This is a genomic window from Achromobacter sp. D10 (assembly GCF_035282245.1).
GTDB classification, from domain to species: Bacteria; Pseudomonadota; Gammaproteobacteria; order Burkholderiales; family Burkholderiaceae_B; genus Achromobacter; species Achromobacter insolitus.
The window spans coordinates 1-16,581 of the sequence record NZ_JAYJLE010000012.1 but is presented as its reverse complement, the minus strand read 5'-3'; the positions used below and the strand labels follow the sequence as shown (position 1 = coordinate 16,581).

The window sequence follows — 16,581 nt, the reverse complement described above, 5'->3', positions numbered from 1 at the left end:
CGGGAGGGGCGCGGCAGGCACTGCGCGGCCTCAGGCTTGAGGCGCCTTGTCCGCCGCTCGCAGGAAGTTCGCTTCCAGCACGCTGAGCACGCGGTTCAACGTGTCGATATCGGCCGCCGACAGTCCTTTGAGCGATTCTTCGAAGAATGCCGCGCGCCTTGGCAGGGCTTCGTCCACCACCACCTGTCCGGCGGGCGTGAGGCGGGCGTTGGTCAGGCGGTTGTCTTGCGGATCCACTTCGCGCGCGATCCAGCCCAGTTTCTGCATGGCTTGTAGCTGGCGCGTGAGCGAGGCGGGATCGAGCCGGCACCGTTCAGCCAGATGCTTTTGTGAACACTGGCCGCATTCATGCAGGGCCAGCAGAATGCGCCAGCGGGGTAAAGCGTGGCCGACCGTGCTGCTGAAGGCGCTTTGCATGCCACGGTAGGCCTGTCCCATGTGCTGAATGACTTGCAAGCCTTGTTGTTGTTTGGGCAAAAGCTATTCTCCGACGCCGGCCGGCTCTGGTTTGGAAGGACGGATCAATTGGACTGGCGGCACGCGCCGCACGCACCAGAGCGCAAACACGGCGACCGCCAGGGCGATGAGCTGTCCTTCATGGATGGCGCCAACGAGCGCGACGCGCGCGATTTCGATCAACGACGTGCCGTCCTGGCCTTGATGCGCCAATTGTGCCAGGAACTGCGTCTGGGCCTCGGGATTGACCAGCATCTGAGGATCGTTCAGCTCGGGTAGCCAGCGGGCGGAAGCGCCGCGCAGCGTGGATTCCACGCCGCTGAAGTAGCTGTGGCTGACCATGGTGCCGACGATAGCCGTGCCCAGCATGCCGCCGATCATGCGCAGCGATTGCAGCAGGGCCGTTGCGATGCCGAGGTGGCTGCGTCCCGCGGTCTGCTGCGCAAACACAGTCAGATTGGGCATGATGAAACCCATGCCCAGGCCGGCCATGAGCATGTAGACGGCGATCAGGGCATGTGACGTATAGCTATGGGTGGTAACAATGCCCAGGCATGAAAACGCCATCAGGATGAAGCCCGCGTACAGCATGCAGTTGGGATTGCGGATACGCGTGATGATGCGGCCGTTGACGATGCTGCCCACGGTGATGAAGACCACCATGGGGGTAATGAGCAGGCCCGCGTCCTGGGGCGACAGCCCGAAACCGCCCTGCAGCAGCAGCGGGGCATAGAACAGCAGCGAATACATGGTCACGCCCACCAGCAGGGCAAGCGTGAAAAGCATCGCCAGGCCGCGATTGCGGAACATGTCCAGCGGCAGCAGCGGGTGAGGACAGCGCCGTTCCCACCAGATCAATACCGCGAAGGCGATCACGCTGCCCGCGCCCAGCAGCATCAGGGATCCGCTCAGCCCTTCCTTGGGCAGCAGCTCGACCAGCAACTGCAGGCTGCCCAGCGCCAGCGCGATAAGCAGGGCGCCTTGCCAATCCAGCCGCACGCGGCCCGTTGCATGGTTGCGCAAGTGCGGCAGGTAGCGCCCGACGAACCAGAGGCCGAGTATGCCGATGGGCAGGTTGACGTAGAACACCGAACGCCAGCCGTAGTGTTCCGTCAGCGCGCCGCCCAGGGTGGGGCCCACCGCGTTGGCGATGCCGAAGGCGGAACTGAGCATGACCTGCCAGCGCAGCCGCACGTGGGGGTCGGGAAACAGGTCGGGAATGGACGCGAAGGCGGTGCCCACCAGCATGCCGCCGCCTATGCCTTGCAATGCCCGGGCCAGGACCAGCGTGAACATGCTATCGGCCGCGCCGCACAGCACCGAGGCAAAGGTGAACAGCACGATCGCCGCGACCACGAAGGGCTTGCGCCCGTAGTAATCGCCCAGCCGGCCGAAGATGGGAACGGTGATGACGGAGGTCAGCAGGTAAGACGTCGCTACCCATGCATACAGTTCGAAGCCTTTGAGTTCGGCCACAATGGTCGGGAGGGCGGTGCCGACCACGGTCTGGTCGATCGCGACCATCATCATGACGAAGCACATGCCCAGCATGGCGAGCAGTGTTTGGCGGAAAGGAAGCACCTGGCCGGGCGAATGCGGCGTGCTGGGAGCGGGGGCGGACATTGCTGGATCTATCAATGATTGATGTATCAATCATTCTAGCCCTACAATCCGCGAGACAGAAAGTTGTCAGCTTCGGCGCCGGTTTTCCGGAGGCGAGCCGGCGGCCAAATGGATGATTTTGTCCCGGCTGGCGCGGCGATTCTCGCGAAGCCGGCCCGATTTGTTACGATAGCGCTATCTGTACGCTGGCCTAGCTGGCGTCTTCATCAGGCTTTCCATGGCAGATCCCCATTTTTTGCGCCGCAGCCCCAGGCTCGGCATAAGAGCGGGCACGCCCTGAAAGGCCATGGCTACACAGGCCGGGCGGGTTCCGCCGATAAAGCACCTTCCGCGCGCCTGGCGCTGCGGACGGCATTCAAGGATATCCAGTCGAGGTACCGACGGGGCAGCAATGAAAACGTGGTTCAAGCGCATTTTGATAGGCCTGGTAGTGTTGGTTGTCGTGGCCGTCGTTGGCCTGGCCATCTTCTTGCTGACATTCGACCCCAACGCGTACAAGTACAAGCTGGAAGAGCTTGTCCAGCAACGCTATCAACGCACGTTGACGATCGACGGCGAGATCGAGCTGTCGCTCTTCCCGCGCATCGGCTTGTCGGTGCAGGGCGTATCGCTATCCGAGCCTGACAGCCCGGAAATCTTCGCTTCCATCGACAGCACCCGCCTGGCGGTCGCGGTGTGGCCGCTGTTGTCCAACAGTTTTGTCGTGGACCACGTGGCCATCAGCGGACTGAAGGCTCGGGTGGTGCGGGACAAGCAGGGCCATTTCAATTTCAGCAATCTCGTGGGCGGCACGGCGCCGGTCACGGCGGCGCCGGCCAATCCCGCCGAAGCGCTGGCGGGCGCGGCCCAGAGCGCTGTGCAGGCCCTGGCCAACGGCAATTTGCCGCAGCCGCGCAACAACATGCAGATCGACATCGCCGGCCTCGACCTGAAGGACGGCCAGGTGCAACTGCAGGACGCCATCACGGGCATGGCGGTGGCTGTCACCAAGATCAACGCCAATACCGGCCGCGTCACCTTCAACCAGCCGTTTGACGTGCGTCTGACCGCGCGCGTCGAGGGCGGCAATCCGCGCGTGGATGCCAACCTGACCGGCCAGGCCCTGCTGACGCTGGATCCGTCCGCTAAGCGCTATGCCGCGCAGAAGCTGGACCTGCGCATGGACGGCAAGCTGCCGGGCGCCGAGGCCAAGAGCCTGGCCATGCGCGGCAACCTGGCCTTCAACGGCCAGAAATCGGCACTGGACGTGGCTGGCCTGGAGGTCGTGTTCCAGGGCGACGTTACCGATCCCGCCGCGCGCGCCACCAATGTGGACGCCAGCGTGGCCATTCCCAAGCTGGCGATCGATCCGCACAAGAGCCAATTGCAGATCGAAAAGCTGGCAATCCGCGCCAAGGGCGGCGTGGAGGATGGCCCCTTCGAATTTGCCGTGGACGCTCCGGCGCTCAATATCTCCCCGGCCTCGGCCACGGGAGAAGCCCTGACGGGCCGCGTGCGCATCAGCGGCCTGGATGCGAGCTTCGGTCTGAACGGCATCAGCGGCAACGCCGGCGAGCTGGACATCAAGGAAGCCAAGCTGGACAGCACCTCCAAGAATGGCGAGCGGGTCGTCAAGCTGAACTTCGCCTCGCCGCTGTCCTTGAATCTCCTGCAGCGTAGCGGCGGCCTGTCAGGCTTGCGCGGCGACGTCAACATCACGGATCCGGGCCTGCCCAAGGGCAGCCTGCAGATCCCCGTGATCGGCAGCGTGACGGCGGACCTGTTGAAGGATCAGGCCACCAGCAAGATCAACGCCGTGCTGGAAGGCGGCAAGTTCGACCTGAGCGCGGACATCACCAAACTGAGCGATTCGCCGCGGGTGAATTTCGCGTTGGTGGTGGATACGCTGGATCTGGACAAGCTGGTGCCGCCTGCCGCCGCAACGCCGGCGCAGCCCGCGGCCAAGCAACCGGCCGATGCCAAGAAGGAAGAAGGGAAGCCGGCGCAACCGGCCCCGGCTCCGGCCAAGCCTGCGGACGACACGATCGATCTGTCGGCGCTGGTCGGCCCCAGCGTCAATGGCACGATCAAGGTCGGCAAGCTGGTCGTGCGTGGCCTGAAGGCTGACGACGTCGGCGCGGCGGTCAAGCTGGACAAAGGCAAGCTGGACATTTCCAGCCTGACGGCCGGACTCTACGGCGGCAAGCTGGCGGGCACGCTGTCGGTGGATGCCGCGCAGGGCAATCAGTTGGCCACCAAGATGTCGCTGGCCGGTATCGCGATCGAACCGTTCCTGATGGACGTGGCGCGCCAGAACGTGCTGAGCGGCACGGGCAGCCTGGCGCTGGACCTGAAGACGGCCGGCGCCAATGCCTACGCCATGAAGAGCGGCTTGGGCGGCACCATGCAATTGCGCCTGCGCGACGGCGCGGTCAAGGGCATCAATCTGACGCAGACGCTGCGCGACCTGAAGGCCGCCTTCAAGCCGGAATCGCAGAACGAAACCGTGGCGTCCGATACCAGCAAGCAGACGGAATTCTCTGAAATGGACGCGGACCTGGCCTTCACCAAGGGCGTGGCCGCGGTCAAGCGCCTGAACGTCGTGTCGCCCTTGCTGCGCGTGACGCAAGGGGATCCCGCCATCATTGACTTCGTCAAGAGCGAGCTGGACCTGGTGGCGCGCGCGCGCGTCGTCAATCCGGCCGCCGACCCCGAAGGCAAGGAACTGATCGACCTGAAGGACGTGACCATTCCCGTGCACGTCAAGGGTCCGTTCGACAAGCCGACCTACACCTTGCTCTGGAAGGATGCCATCGGCGGCATCCTCCAGCGCAGCCTGGAAAACAAGCTGCGCGAAGCCGTGACGGGCAAGGGCAAGGGCGGCGCCGCCGTCGACAAGGCCTTGAAGGGATTGCTGGGTAAATGAACGCCGGAAACTTTCAACCCGTGGCCGAATGCGGCTCCACGACGCAAGCCGAGGCCGCGGGCTACCATCGCCAATGGCTGGTGGCCAATGATTCCGGCCAGTGGCTGAACCGCGCCCTGTGCCCGCGATTGGCCGACGTGTCGGTCGAGCTGCGACTGGGCTATCTGGTCTTGAAGGCGCCGGGCATGCTGCGCATGGACATCCCGCTGGACGTCATCGAAGACGACGACAGCGTGCGCTACAGCATGAGGGTGGGCGAGCAGGTGGTCGACGTGATCGACGAAGGAGAACTGGCCGCTGCCTGGATTTCGAACTTCGTCCAGGTGCCCTGCCGGATCATGAAGGTGCATCCGGATACGCCCGTGGCCGCCTGGCCGGCCTGAACCGGCCAGAACCGGCCCCCCGGGCTGGCTCAGGCCTGGGCGCCCGAGCGCTTGTACTCGAATGCCGCGTGGGCCAGCAGGCCCGCCATCAGGCCCCAGAAGGCCGAACCGATACCCCAGAAACTGAAACCCGATGCCGTGGCCAGCAGCGTGATGAGCGCGGCTTCGCGGCGTTGCGGGTTTGCCATGGCGGCGGCCATGCCGCCCATGATGGTACCCAGCAGGGCCAATCCGGCCAGCGCCGCCAGCAGGGCGGCGGGCAGGGCCTGGAAGAAAACGGCCACGGCGCCGGCTACCACGCTCAGAACCACATAGCCCAGTCCGTAGGTGGCTGCGGCGATGTAGCGTTTGGACGGGTCCGCATGCGCTTCGGGACCGGTGCAGATGGCCGCGCTGATGGCGCCCATCGTGACGCTGTGCGCGCCGAATGGCGCGGCCAGGAGGCCCAGAAAGCCGGTCGCAGCGACCAGGCGCGAGGCGGGCGGCTGGTAGCCCGCGGCCTGCAGGATGGCCAGGCCGGGCAGGTTCTGCGACGCCATGGCGACGACGAACAACGGAATGCCCAGGCTGACCGCGGCTTGCGCGCTGAAGGCCGGCGTCGTCCAGACGAATTCGGTCAGGCGCCAATCCAGCAGGTCCAGCTGGATGAGGTCCAGGCCGAAAGCGATTGCGATGGCCACCAGCATGACGACCAGCACCGCGTAGCGCGGCGCCCAGCGCCGGCAGAGCAGATAGGCGGCGCACATTGCCAGTACCAGCGCGGGCTGTTGTTTGATGTTGCTGAAAACGCCCATGCCGAAGTTGAGCAACACCCCTGCCAACATGGCTGCCGCGATTTCGCCGGGAATGCGGCGCAGGATGGGATCGATCCAGCCGAACAGGCCGCAGGCCAGCGTCAGCGCGGCCGCCAGGACGAAGGCGCCGATGGCCTCGTTGAACGGAACGCCGGCCAGCGCGGTGACCAGCAGGGCTGCTCCGGGCGTGGACCAGGCCATGACGATGGGCAGGCCCGTGCGCAGGCTGTACAAGGCTCCGCCCAGGCCGAACGCGAGGCTGAGCGAGCCGATCCAGGAACCGATGTGAGCGGAATCCAGGCCTGCGGTATGGCCGGCCTGCACCATCAGTACGGCGGTGCCGCCAAAGCTGACCAGGACGGCGACCAGGCCGGCGGCGATGGCCGATGCGGACAGGTCGCGGCGGGCGTGGTGGCGGGAAGGAGGGAGGTTGATGCTGGACTGCGCGGCGTCGCTCATGCTGCACCGGTCAGGCGACGGTACTTTGCCATGAGTTGTTCCTGGCCTTCATTCCATTGCGGGTGCAGTTCGATGCATTCCACGGGACATACGACTTTGCATTGCGGCTCGTCGTGGTGGCCCACGCATTCCGTGCACCGGTCGGGGTCGATGACGTAATAATCCTCGCCCATGGAGATTGCTTCGTTCGGGCACTGGGGCTCGCAAACGTCGCAATTGATGCATTCTTCGGTGATGGTCAGGGCCATGGCGGGCAGCGGTGTGGGCGGATGGGGCTAAGCGCATTGTACTGCCGCGGCCCGCCTTGGCCGCGCAGCGCAAGAAGGGCGCTTTACGCGCCCTTCGAGGGTGGAGCAACGCCTGGGGGCGGGTTTAGCCCGGCCAGGACTGTTCGCGGCGTTCCTTGGCCTTTTCCTGCAGCCAGCGTTCCACCGAGGGGAACACGAACTTGCTCACGTCGCCGCCCAACTGCGCGATTTCTCGCACGATGGTGCCGGAGATGAACTGGTATTGGTCCGAGGGCGTCATGAACAGCGTTTCGACGTCGGGCAGCAGATGGCGGTTCATGCCGGCCATCTGGAATTCGTATTCAAAGTCGGACACGGCACGCAGGCCGCGCACGATCACGCGGCCGCCCTGGTCGCGCACAAAGTCCTTGAGCAGGCCGCCGAAACTCTGCACTTCCACGTTGGGATAGTGCCCCAGCACTTCGCGCGCAATTTCCACGCGCTCGTCGATGCTGAAGAAAGGCTTCTTGTTGCGGCTTATGGCGATCCCGACCACGACTTTGTCGAAAAGCGTGGCGGCACGGCGGACCAGATCCTCGTGGCCTCTGGTCAGCGGGTCGAAAGTGCCGGGATATACAGCGGTGATCATACGAGCTCCGTACCGTTATTAGTGGTGTACACCATCCTCCGAAGCTCGGATTATTGACCTATTTGCGCAATGCAGCAAATTCCAGCAGGTGGTAGTGGACCGCGCCTGCCTTGTCCTGCCGCAAGATCGTGAATCCTTCGGGGGCTTCAATGGGGCTTTCCGCCTCTACGTAGACTAGCCCATGCTCGGTCAGAATGCCCGGCAGAATTGGCCACAGGCGCGGTAGCCACCCCTGGCCGAAGGGAGGATCCAGGAGGATGAGGTCAAATCGGGACGCATCCATCCGTTCGGCGACCTGCATGGCATCGCCCACGTGGATGCGTATCATGTCGGCTTTGAGCTTGTCGCGCAGTGTCCGCAGCGCGGACGCGGCGGTCTTGTCCCGCTCGACCATCTGCACATGCGCCACGCCGCGCGAGGCCGCCTCGAAACCCAGGGCGCCGCTGCCGGCGAACAGATCCAGCACCTGCTTGTCGGCAAAGTCGCCGCCCCACAGGTGATTGAGCCAGTTGAACAGCGTTTCGCGCACCCGGTCGGGCGTGGGGCGCAGCGTCTCCACGTCGGGCACGGCGATGGGGGTGCGTCTGTATTGGCCCCCGACGATACGAATATACTTGTTACCCATGTTTAGCCGCTTCTTCAAGAAAAAATCCCCTCCGCCCGCCGCGCCGGCCCAGCCCGCGCCGCCGCCGGAGGCTGCAGACGCCGTAACCGCGCCTGCCGAGCCCGCCCCCGCGCCGGCCATACCCGCGCCGCCGGCGCCGGTTGCCACCGAACCGCGCCGCGAACCCAGCATAGAACCTGCTGCCGTGGTCCCGCCTGCGGCCGCGCCGGTTGTCGCCCCGCCGGCGGCGCCTGCCGCCGCGCCCGCTTCAGCCCCGGCAGCGCCTGTAACCGCGGCGCCTGCAATCGCGGCGCCTGCAACGTCAGCGCCATCATTCGCGCCGCCACCGCCGCCTGCTCCCATTGCAGCTCCTGCGCCCAGCGCGCCGGCCGCCGTGGCGCCGGTGCCTGCACCGGCGACTGCCCCGGCAACGGCTTTGGCGCCGAATCCCGCGCCGGCAGCGCCTTCGGCGGTTGCCCCCGCGCCCATTGTCGAAGCCGCCGCGGAAGCGCCCAAGAAGGCGTCGTGGCTGTCCCGCCTGAAACAGGGGCTGTCGCGCACGGGTCAGAGCATTGGCGGTATTTTCGTCGGCGTGAAGGTCGACGAGAACCTGTTCGAGGAACTCGAGTCGGCGCTCATTATGGCCGATGCGGGCCTGGAGGCTACCGAAAAGCTCCTGACCGCGCTGCGCGCCCGCGTGAAAAAAGAGCGCATCGAGGACCCGGCCAAGGTGAAGGCGGCGCTGCGCCAGTTGCTGGCCGACCACCTGCGTCCGCTGGAGCGCGCATTCGATTTGAAGCGCACGCAGCCGCTGGTCGTCATGATCGCCGGCGTCAACGGCGCGGGCAAGACCACGTCGATCGGCAAGCTGGCCCATACCTTTCAGCGCCAGGGCGCCAGCGTGCTGTTGGCTGCGGGCGATACTTTCCGCGCAGCGGCGCGCGAGCAGCTTATCGAATGGGGCAGCCGCAACAACGTGACGGTGATCTCGCAGGACGGCGGCGATCCCGCAGCCGTAGCGTTCGATGCCGTCAATGCCGGCCGCGCGCGTGGCATGGGCGTGGTGATGGTCGACACCGCCGGCCGCCTGCCCACCCAACTGCACCTGATGGAAGAACTCAAGAAGATCCGCCGCGTCATCGGCAAGGCGGATGCCGCGGCGCCGCACGAGGTGCTGCTGGTGGTGGACGGCAATACCGGCCAGAACGCCTTGGCGCAGATCCGCGCCTTTGACGCCGCGATCAATCTGACCGGCCTGGTCGTGACCAAGCTGGACGGCACCGCCAAGGGCGGCACGCTGGCTGCCGTGGCCGCGGGCAGCCAGGGCGTGCGTCCGATTCCGGTGTACTGGATCGGCGTGGGCGAAAGCCTGGAAGACCTGCAGCCCTTTGTGGCTGACGAATTCGCCGGGGCCTTGCTGGCGGATTGATGTCCATGAGTCCGGCGCGCTTGCGCCGGGTGGGGCAAAAGCAAAGGGACGGCGCAAGCCGTCCCTTTTGTATTCAAGCCTGCTTTACTTCCAGAAAGGTTTGCTTGCCGCCAGGTCGTCGAATGCCTGCTGCGCGTCGTCCGCCAGTTCCTGCAGGCGGGCGCTGATCCAGCCCAAGGCGAACCAGGCTTGCGGGTGGGTGGCGGTACACGACTCGTAGTAGTCCTTGGCCACTGCAAGATCGTTGATTTCGCCCAGCACGTCCTGCACTCGCGACAACAATTTGCGATAGCCGCGCAGCTTGCCGGCGGGCAGCAGCGATTCGGCGAACGCCAGGCTGTATCGCAGGCGCTTGCCGCGTTTGCGCAATTCATGGCGCGTTGGGATGTCCAGCGTCGCGAATTGCGTGCCTTGGTCGGCGACCTTGCTGTGCCAGCGGTGCAGGCGTCGCGCCAGTTGTTTGTGCAGGCGCTGCGGATCGGGTTCCGGCGCCAGCATGGGAATGATGGTGGGCCTGACGCTAGGGCCGGCCACGCCGCCTTCCAAGCGGATGGCGGGTTCGGGCGCGGTGTCGCTGGGCGTGCCATTGGCGATGGCCTGGCCATCCGCGGCAGGCAGGGCCGGCGGCACGTCCAGGCTCCATTCCAGCAGGTCCAGCATCCAGGCCTGGAAGGCCTTGCCACCAGCGATGCTGCGCGCGTCCTGCTCCGGCGGTGGGGCTTCCATGGGAATGACCGGCATGCCGGCGCGCATGAGCGCGGGCGCCACCGTTTCGTTCAGCACGTCCTGGTCGCGGTTGGCGCCGAAAGCGGCGAAGTGCGTGCGCACGCCTTGGAGCAGGCCATCGGGGATAGGCGCTATCCAGCCATCGAACAGCTTCCAGGCTGAACGCAGGCGGCGTACGCCCACGCGCAGCTGGTGCACGTGTTCGGAGTTGCCGGCGCGGTATACGCCTTCGGTATCGACTTCGGCCAGTACCGCCGCGTTGCGCGCGATCTGGTCCAGGCATTCCGCGGCAACGCGCGCCATGGCCTGGGGCGCGGTCATGTCTTCGCGCAGCTTGACCGACGCCGCGCCGCGCGGCGCCCAGAACTGCGCGATGGCTTGCGCGCGGCGGGCTTCGAGATCATCGCCGGGGATGGCGTCGGCATCGGCCAGGCGCTGCGCCAGTTGGGCCAGCGCGTCGCCGCGTTCGGATTTGCTGCGCGGATCGAGCACCAGGCTGTGGCGCTGCTGCCACCCGCGAGCCGCCGCGAAGATGGCCGCCGGCCGCCCAGACACCAGTTCGAATTCCAGTTCAGAGATGGGCAGCTCCAGCGCGCCGGCGCGCAGGATGCCGGTGTCGTAGGCCAGCTCCACCGTGCCGTAACGCGTGCGGACCTTGCGCAGCAGGCGCTGCACGTCGGTTTCATACCGCAGGCCCAATTCGCCCTTGATGGCGGCCAGCGCGGCCTCGACCTCGGTGCCCGCATACACCGACAGATCCAGCACCGGACCCGGCCGCGGATGATTGAGTTCGATGCGCGTGATGGCGTTGATGCCTGGCATCTTCAGTGTCTGCACCCAGTCGCGGCCTTCCTGGCGCAGGCGGATGGCGATGCGCGCCCGCGCGAGTTCGCGTTCGGGCGTATCGAAATACATGGCGTGCAGGCGGATGCGCGTGGCTTCGCGTTGCTTGATCTCTCGCAGGACGGCCTGGCGGGAAGCCGCGGGCACGTGCAGTTTCAATTCCTGTTCCGACATGGCGGCAAGTGTCCAACGGCAAAAGCCGAGATCTTAATCAAACGGGGCGGGGATTTGATGACCGGTCATATTTAGTTCACACAGAGCATAGACGGCTTTGCGGTGCATCAACAATCCGCCCGCCCCAGGCTCCAGCCAGGCTGGAAATTGCTCCAGCGCGGGCGCTCGAATTACCTAGTTTCAGTGATATGCAATGTTACGAATCGCTTTTCTAATTGTAAGTTTCGCGCCGTCCCTCTCGTGCCTGCCGCCCGTCATAACCGGCGGCGACCGTTCCGCCGGCGCTTGTTACCGTCCAGAAGAGCGCAATGAACCGTATCTATCGCATTGTCTTCAACCGCAGCGCAGGGCTGTGGCAGGTCGTGGGCGAACATGCCCGCGGGCATGGCAAGAGCCGGGGCCGCAGTCGGGCGCTGGGGGCGATGGTTGCGCTGGCCGCCGCCTGCGGTTCGTCGCCAGCCTGGGCGCAGGTGACGATCATCGCTTCGGGCGATGTCCTGCCTGATAATGCGGCGGGGTGGAACGCCGCCGTGGACCTTATGGTCGGCAACACCCGCTCCGGCGAAATCACCGTACTCAACGGAGGCCGCCTTTACAGCGCAGCGGGCGGGATCGGCACCGGGCCGGGCGGAATCGGCACGGCCACTGTGACGGGCTCGACGTCTTCCTGGTCGGTGTACAGGGACCTGTCCATCGGCGCCGGCGGCACCGGAACGCTGAATCTCGTCGATGGCGGATCGCTGGTCGTCGTCGGCGGCGGGATCGTCTCGCTGGCCCCGGTCGCGGGCGGGACCGGCACGATCAACATCGGCGCGGCGCCTGGAGCCGCACCCGCCCTCGCGGGCACGCTGTCCGCGGACGAAATCCGTTTCGGGGCGGGCATGGGCACGCTCAATTTCAACACCAGTTCCTCGACCACCTTCAGCACGCGCCTTGCCAGCAGCGGACCGGGCGCGGGCGCCATCAATCACTACGCCGGCACGACCTTCCTGACGGGCGATAGCGCCGGTTTCCAGGGCGTCGTGACAGCCCGTGGCGGGCAGTTGCGCATCCTCGACAAGCTGGGTTCTGCCGAGGCAAAAATCGACGGCGGCGCGGCGGCGGGCAATACGGCAGGGGTGCTTGTTGCCGGCGCCGACGCCGAATGGACCGTTTCGGACAACCTCTTCGTCGGCGGCACGGGCCAGGGATGGCTGACCATCCAGAACGGCGGCCTGGTTTCCAACCGCTTCGGCTCGGTCAATGCCGCGCAGAACGGCTCGGCGCAAGTGACCGTCTCCGCGTCCACCTGGAATAACACCTTGGCGCTGCTGGTTGGCGCGGACGGCGGCGGCGGCACGGTGTCCGTCCAGAACCAGGGGCAGTTGACCAGCGTCGATGGCTACGTGGGCCGCAACGCCGGTGGCGACGGATCCGTCACGGTGCGCGGGCCGGGATCGGCCTGGACCAATAGCGGCTTCCTGCGGGTGGGCGACATGGGCGGGCGCGGACTGCTCAGCATCCAGAATGGCGGCGTCGTTTCAAACACCGACAGCTACGTCGGCAGCATGGATGGCAGCGTCGGTAACGTGGAGGTCAGGGGAGGCGGGGCCGTCTGGAACAACCTGGGTTCGATGACCTTGGGGTATGGGCTCGGCGTGAACTCCGGCAGCCTGACGGTCGCGGACGAGGGAGAGGTCAACGTCGGCGCGAGCGGAACCGGGGCCATCGTATTGGCGCCCAGCACTTTCCTGTTCTACCGCCCCTCCGGCACGATCAACATCGGTGGGCATGCCGGCCTGGCTGCGGCCGGCGCCGGCGTGATCAATGCTTCCGCGATCCAGTTCGGCGCGGGGGACGCCACCTTGAACTTCAACCACACCGACGCCGGCTACCGCTTTTCCGCCGCGCTGGACAGCGGGACCAACAGCGGCTCCTCGCATCGCGTCAACCAGGTCGCCGGCACCACCTTGCTGTCCGGCGCCAGCAGCGGCTTCAAGGGCAGGACGACCGTATCCGGCGGCAAACTGGTGGTGCTGGGCTCGCTGGGCGGTTCGGCGGAAGTGACGGGCGGCACATTGCAATACGGCGACGGCGCGGTGGGCGTGGCCAGCAACCTGACCGGCGACCTGCGGGTTGCCGGCGCCAGCAGTACGTTGTCGGTGCAAGGCCCTGCGACGCTGGCAGTGGCGGGAAATATCGACTTGGCCGACGGCACCATTCTGGACGTGAAAGCCGGTACCGGCGGCCCGTCCCTGCGCGCCAACACCGTGACGCTGGGCGACGGCGTGACATTCAAGCTGAGCGGCATTGCCGACGAGAGCCAACTCGATGCCGTGCTCATTGATTCCACCAGTGGCATCACCGGCGATTTCGCGGCGGTGAGCGTGGGCGGATTCACGGGCCCTGTGGACTATCTCACGGTCAATACGCGCAAGTCGGCCGACGACTTGCAGTACCGAGCGACCTACGCGCCAAGCTGGACAGCCAATAACAACCTGGCCCACGGCACGTTCACGCTTGCCAATGCGCCGGACCGGTTCCAACTGGGCGTGGCGCTTACGGACCAGGCAGCCAATATCGCAACGGGCTGGAACGGCAGGACGCTGACCAAGGCGGGTAACGGCACGCTGGTTCTGAGCGGCGCCAACACCTATAGCGGCGGCACCTTGATCACCGGTGGCATGCTGCAGGTCGATCGTAATGAAAACCTGGGCAACGCCACGGGCGCCGTGGTGTTCGACGGCGGCGGGCTGGCGGTCTCGAACTCATTCATAACCTCGCGCGCCTTTACGTTGGCGCAGTCCGGCCGCGTCGACGTGGCGACCGGCCACACGCTGTTGCTGGCGGGAGGAGTGTCGGGCGGCGGCGACTTGATCAAGACCGGCGCGGGCACGCTGCACCTGACCAACGGGGGCAACACTTACAGCAATACCCGGATCCAGTCGGGCATGCTGATCGGCAGCGCGACTTCCGTCCGGGGCAATGTCGAGAACCACGGTACGTTAGTGTTCCAACAGTTGGCCGACGGAACCTTTGGCGGCTCACTCTTCGGAGACGGAGTGCTGGAGAAGACCGGTACAGGCACACTGGAACTGACCGGCAACCATGCTTCGTACACGGGCCATACCAAGGTGTGGAACGGTAAGCTGGTGGTGATCGGCGCGCTCGGCGGCTCGGCTCAAGTGGCCGGCGGCGCATTGCAGTTCGGCAACGAGCTCGGGGGCGCGGCCAGCCGCCTCGGCGGCAACCTGAGCGTGGCGGGGACGGGTAGCGTTTTGTCGGTGCAAGGTCCGGCGACGCTGGCGGTGGCGGGCGATATCGGCATGGCCGATCACACGGCCCTGGACATCGCGGCGGGAGCGGGTGGACCTGCCATCACGGCCGGCAGCGTGACCTTGGGTGACGGCGTCTCGCTTGCCATCCGGGGTATCAATGGCGCGAGCCTGTCAGACGTAGTCCTGATCGAGACCGGCTCGGGCATCACTGGAGACTTCGGATCGGTGAGCGTGGGAGGCTACGCAGGCACCGTGGATTATCTAGGCGTCAATACCCGCAAGTCCGCGGATAACCTGCGATACCTCGCCTCTTATGGCCTGAGCTGGCTGACCGGCAACAATCTGGCGCACGGCACGTTCACCCTGACCGACGCGACGGACGAGTTCGAGGTGCGCGCGGCGCTCGCTGACCAGGCGGCTAATGGCGCGACGGGCTGGGACGGGCGGACCCTTACCAAAGCCGGCGCAGGAACCTTGGTGTTGAGCGGCGCCAACAGCTACTCCGGCGGTACGCGAATCGATGGCGGTACGCTGCGGGTGGACCGCGACGCGAACCTGGGCGCCGCCGCAGCCGGACTGACCCTGCGGGGCGGCACCTTGGCCAGTATCGGGTCATTCGATACCTCGCGCGCGTTAACCCTGGAGAATGCGGGAATCATCGACGTGGCGGGCAGCGCAACGCTGGGCTTGAACGGCGAGGTTTCGGGCAATGGCATGCTCGTCAAAAAGGGCAGCGGCACGCTGAGCTTGCGCAGCGGAAACACCCACGCCGGCGGCACGATGCTGGACGGCGGCACGCTGCGGATTGCGCATGACTCCAGCCTCGGCGCGGCGAACAGTCTTCTTATCATCAACGGCGGCACGCTGGCGACGACGACATCCTTTGGGATTTCGCGCTCCATCGCCCTCGGGATATCACCGGATGCGGGCTTTGACGTCTCTACCGGCACTACGCTGGGGGTGAGCGGCGCGGTTCTAGGCGGCGGCAGGCTCGTCAAGCGCGGGGCTGGGGCCTTGGTCCTGGGCGGCTCCAATAGTTATGGTGGCGGCACGGCAATCCTGGATGGCACGCTGCAGGTGAGCCGCGACGATAATCTGGGCGTCGCGGGCGGCAGCTTGACGTTCGGCGGGGGCACGTTGGCCACGACCGGGTCCTTTTCCTCCTCGCGCGCCATTACGCTCGCGCAGGCGGGCAATGTCGACGTGGCCGCCGGCAATGTCCTGACCCTGACTGGCCAGGTGTCGGGCAGCGCCGACCTGGTCAAGGCAGGCGCGGGCGTCCTGCGCCTGGACAACGCAGCCAATGCCTACCGCAATACCTGGGTCCAGCGTGGCTCGCTGATCGGCGATGCCGCTTCGATTTCTGGCAATGTCATCAATGACGGCGCGCTGGTTTTCCAACAGACGGTCGATGGCATTTTCAGGGGCGACGTTTCGGGCTCAGGCTCGCTGACCGCATCGGGTGCCGGAAGATTGAGCCTGACCGGCGTCAATACCTACGCCGGCGGCACGAGGATCGAAGGTGGCATGCTGCAGGTCGAGCGCGACGCCAATCTCGGCGCGACGGCCGGCAGCCTGACCTTGAACGCCGGGATGCTGGCAACCACCGGCAGCTTCGACAGTTCGCGTGCCGTCCTGCTGACACAGGCGGGAATGTTCGATGTTCGCGCAGGCACGACGTTGGGATTGGGCGGTACGGTGTCGGGTAACGGCGCGCTCATCAAGGGCGGCGCCGGCACACTGGTCATGAGCGGCGGCAATGACTACAGCGGAGGCACAATCCTCGCTGACGGCACCCTGCGTGTAGGCAGCGATGCCAGCCTGGGCGCCGCGGCCGGCGCACTGGTATTCAGCGGTGGCACGCTGGCGACCACAGGCACATTCGATATCGCGCGAGCGGTCGTGCTGGCGCAAACCGGCCGCTTCGACGTGGCGGCAGGCACGACGCTGGGCCTTACCTCTACGGTTTCGGACGGAGCCGGTCTCGTGAAACAGGGCGGGGGCACTCTCGTCTTGAGCGGCAGCAATAGCCATGACGGCGGTACGACGATC

The 16,581-nt window shown here is 66.0% G+C and carries 11 protein-coding genes; 4 read left to right on the top strand and 7 right to left on the bottom strand.

Annotated elements, in window-relative coordinates:
* Window positions 1-30: 30 nt before the first annotated feature.
* Together VCS63_RS24155 and VCS63_RS24150 are read right to left on the bottom strand one after the other, a co-directional pair.
* Entirely contained in the window at window positions 31-477 is a 447-nt protein-coding gene (locus tag VCS63_RS24155; protein ID WP_042795132.1) for a MarR family winged helix-turn-helix transcriptional regulator, read from the bottom strand.
* A 3-nt stretch (window positions 478-480) separates the two neighbouring features.
* Entirely contained in the window at window positions 481-2,079 is a 1,599-nt protein-coding gene (locus VCS63_RS24150) for an MDR family MFS transporter (protein ID WP_042795131.1), read from the bottom strand.
* A gap of 391 nt (window positions 2,080-2,470) precedes the next feature.
* On the opposite strand from VCS63_RS24150, the gene VCS63_RS24145 reads away from it, so the two are divergent.
* A complete protein-coding gene (locus VCS63_RS24145) occupies window positions 2,471-4,984 on the top strand; it encodes an AsmA family protein (protein ID WP_042795130.1) in 2,514 nt (837 codons plus the stop codon).
* A complete protein-coding gene (locus VCS63_RS24140) occupies window positions 4,981-5,367 on the top strand; it encodes an MOSC N-terminal beta barrel domain-containing protein (RefSeq protein WP_042795129.1) in 387 nt (128 codons plus the stop codon). The genes VCS63_RS24145 and VCS63_RS24140 overlap by 4 nt, the downstream gene beginning before the upstream one ends.
* 29 nt (window positions 5,368-5,396) lie before the next feature.
* Here VCS63_RS24140 and VCS63_RS24135 read toward each other — a convergent pair whose 3' ends face one another.
* The 4 genes from VCS63_RS24135 to rsmD all read right to left on the bottom strand — a co-directional run bounded on the left by VCS63_RS24135 (window position 5,397) and on the right by rsmD (window position 8,121).
* Entirely contained in the window at window positions 5,397-6,620 is a 1,224-nt protein-coding gene (locus VCS63_RS24135) for a benzoate/H(+) symporter BenE family transporter (protein ID WP_042795128.1), read from the bottom strand.
* On the bottom strand, window positions 6,617-6,868 hold the full coding sequence (locus VCS63_RS24130; RefSeq protein ID WP_042795127.1) for a YfhL family 4Fe-4S dicluster ferredoxin: 252 nt from the start codon (window positions 6,866-6,868) through the stop codon (window positions 6,617-6,619). The genes VCS63_RS24135 and VCS63_RS24130 overlap by 4 nt, the downstream gene beginning before the upstream one ends.
* Window positions 6,869-6,992: 124 nt before the next feature.
* A complete protein-coding gene (coaD, locus tag VCS63_RS24125) occupies window positions 6,993-7,496 on the bottom strand; it encodes a pantetheine-phosphate adenylyltransferase (protein WP_013396175.1) in 504 nt (167 codons plus the stop codon).
* A gap of 58 nt (window positions 7,497-7,554) precedes the next feature.
* A complete protein-coding gene (rsmD, locus tag VCS63_RS24120) occupies window positions 7,555-8,121 on the bottom strand; it encodes a 16S rRNA (guanine(966)-N(2))-methyltransferase RsmD (protein WP_042795126.1) in 567 nt (188 codons plus the stop codon).
* A 283-nt stretch (window positions 8,122-8,404) separates the two neighbouring features.
* Between rsmD and ftsY the strand changes: the two genes are divergently transcribed.
* Window positions 8,405-9,529, top strand: a complete 1,125-nt coding sequence (ftsY, locus tag VCS63_RS24115; RefSeq protein ID WP_416379210.1) for a signal recognition particle-docking protein FtsY — start codon at window positions 8,405-8,407, stop codon at window positions 9,527-9,529.
* An 84-nt stretch (window positions 9,530-9,613) separates the two neighbouring features.
* On the opposite strand, the gene VCS63_RS24110 is transcribed toward ftsY, so the two are convergent.
* Window positions 9,614-11,272 carry a CYTH and CHAD domain-containing protein gene (locus tag VCS63_RS24110; RefSeq protein WP_063642819.1) on the bottom strand — a complete coding sequence of 553 codons (1,659 nt, stop codon included), beginning with the start codon at window positions 11,270-11,272 and terminating at the stop codon, window positions 9,614-9,616.
* A 308-nt stretch (window positions 11,273-11,580) separates the two neighbouring features.
* On the opposite strand from VCS63_RS24110, the gene VCS63_RS24105 reads away from it, so the two are divergent.
* Window positions 11,581-16,581, top strand: a 5,001-nt coding sequence (locus tag VCS63_RS24105; protein WP_323881177.1) for an autotransporter-associated beta strand repeat-containing protein, incomplete at its 3' end; no start/stop codon positions are given.

What these genes read in the sequence shown, in the direction of transcription:
- VCS63_RS24150 (WP_042795131.1), bottom strand. Translation starts at nt 2,079, where the DNA reads ATGTCCGCCCCCGCTCCCAGCACGCCGCATTCGCCCGGCCAGGTGCTT.
- VCS63_RS24145 (WP_042795130.1), top strand. Translation starts at nt 2,471, where the DNA reads ATGAAAACGTGGTTCAAGCGCATTTTGATAGGCCTGGTAGTGTTGGTT.
- VCS63_RS24140 (WP_042795129.1), top strand. Translation starts at nt 4,981, where the DNA reads ATGAACGCCGGAAACTTTCAACCCGTGGCCGAATGCGGCTCCACGACG.
- VCS63_RS24135 (WP_042795128.1), bottom strand. Translation starts at nt 6,620, where the DNA reads ATGAGCGACGCCGCGCAGTCCAGCATCAACCTCCCTCCTTCCCGCCAC.
- VCS63_RS24130 (WP_042795127.1), bottom strand. Translation starts at nt 6,868, where the DNA reads ATGGCCCTGACCATCACCGAAGAATGCATCAATTGCGACGTTTGCGAG.
- coaD (WP_013396175.1), bottom strand. Translation starts at nt 7,496, where the DNA reads ATGATCACCGCTGTATATCCCGGCACTTTCGACCCGCTGACCAGAGGC.
- rsmD (WP_042795126.1), bottom strand. Translation starts at nt 8,121, where the DNA reads ATGGGTAACAAGTATATTCGTATCGTCGGGGGCCAATACAGACGCACC.
- VCS63_RS24110 (WP_063642819.1), bottom strand. Translation starts at nt 11,272, where the DNA reads ATGTCGGAACAGGAATTGAAACTGCACGTGCCCGCGGCTTCCCGCCAG.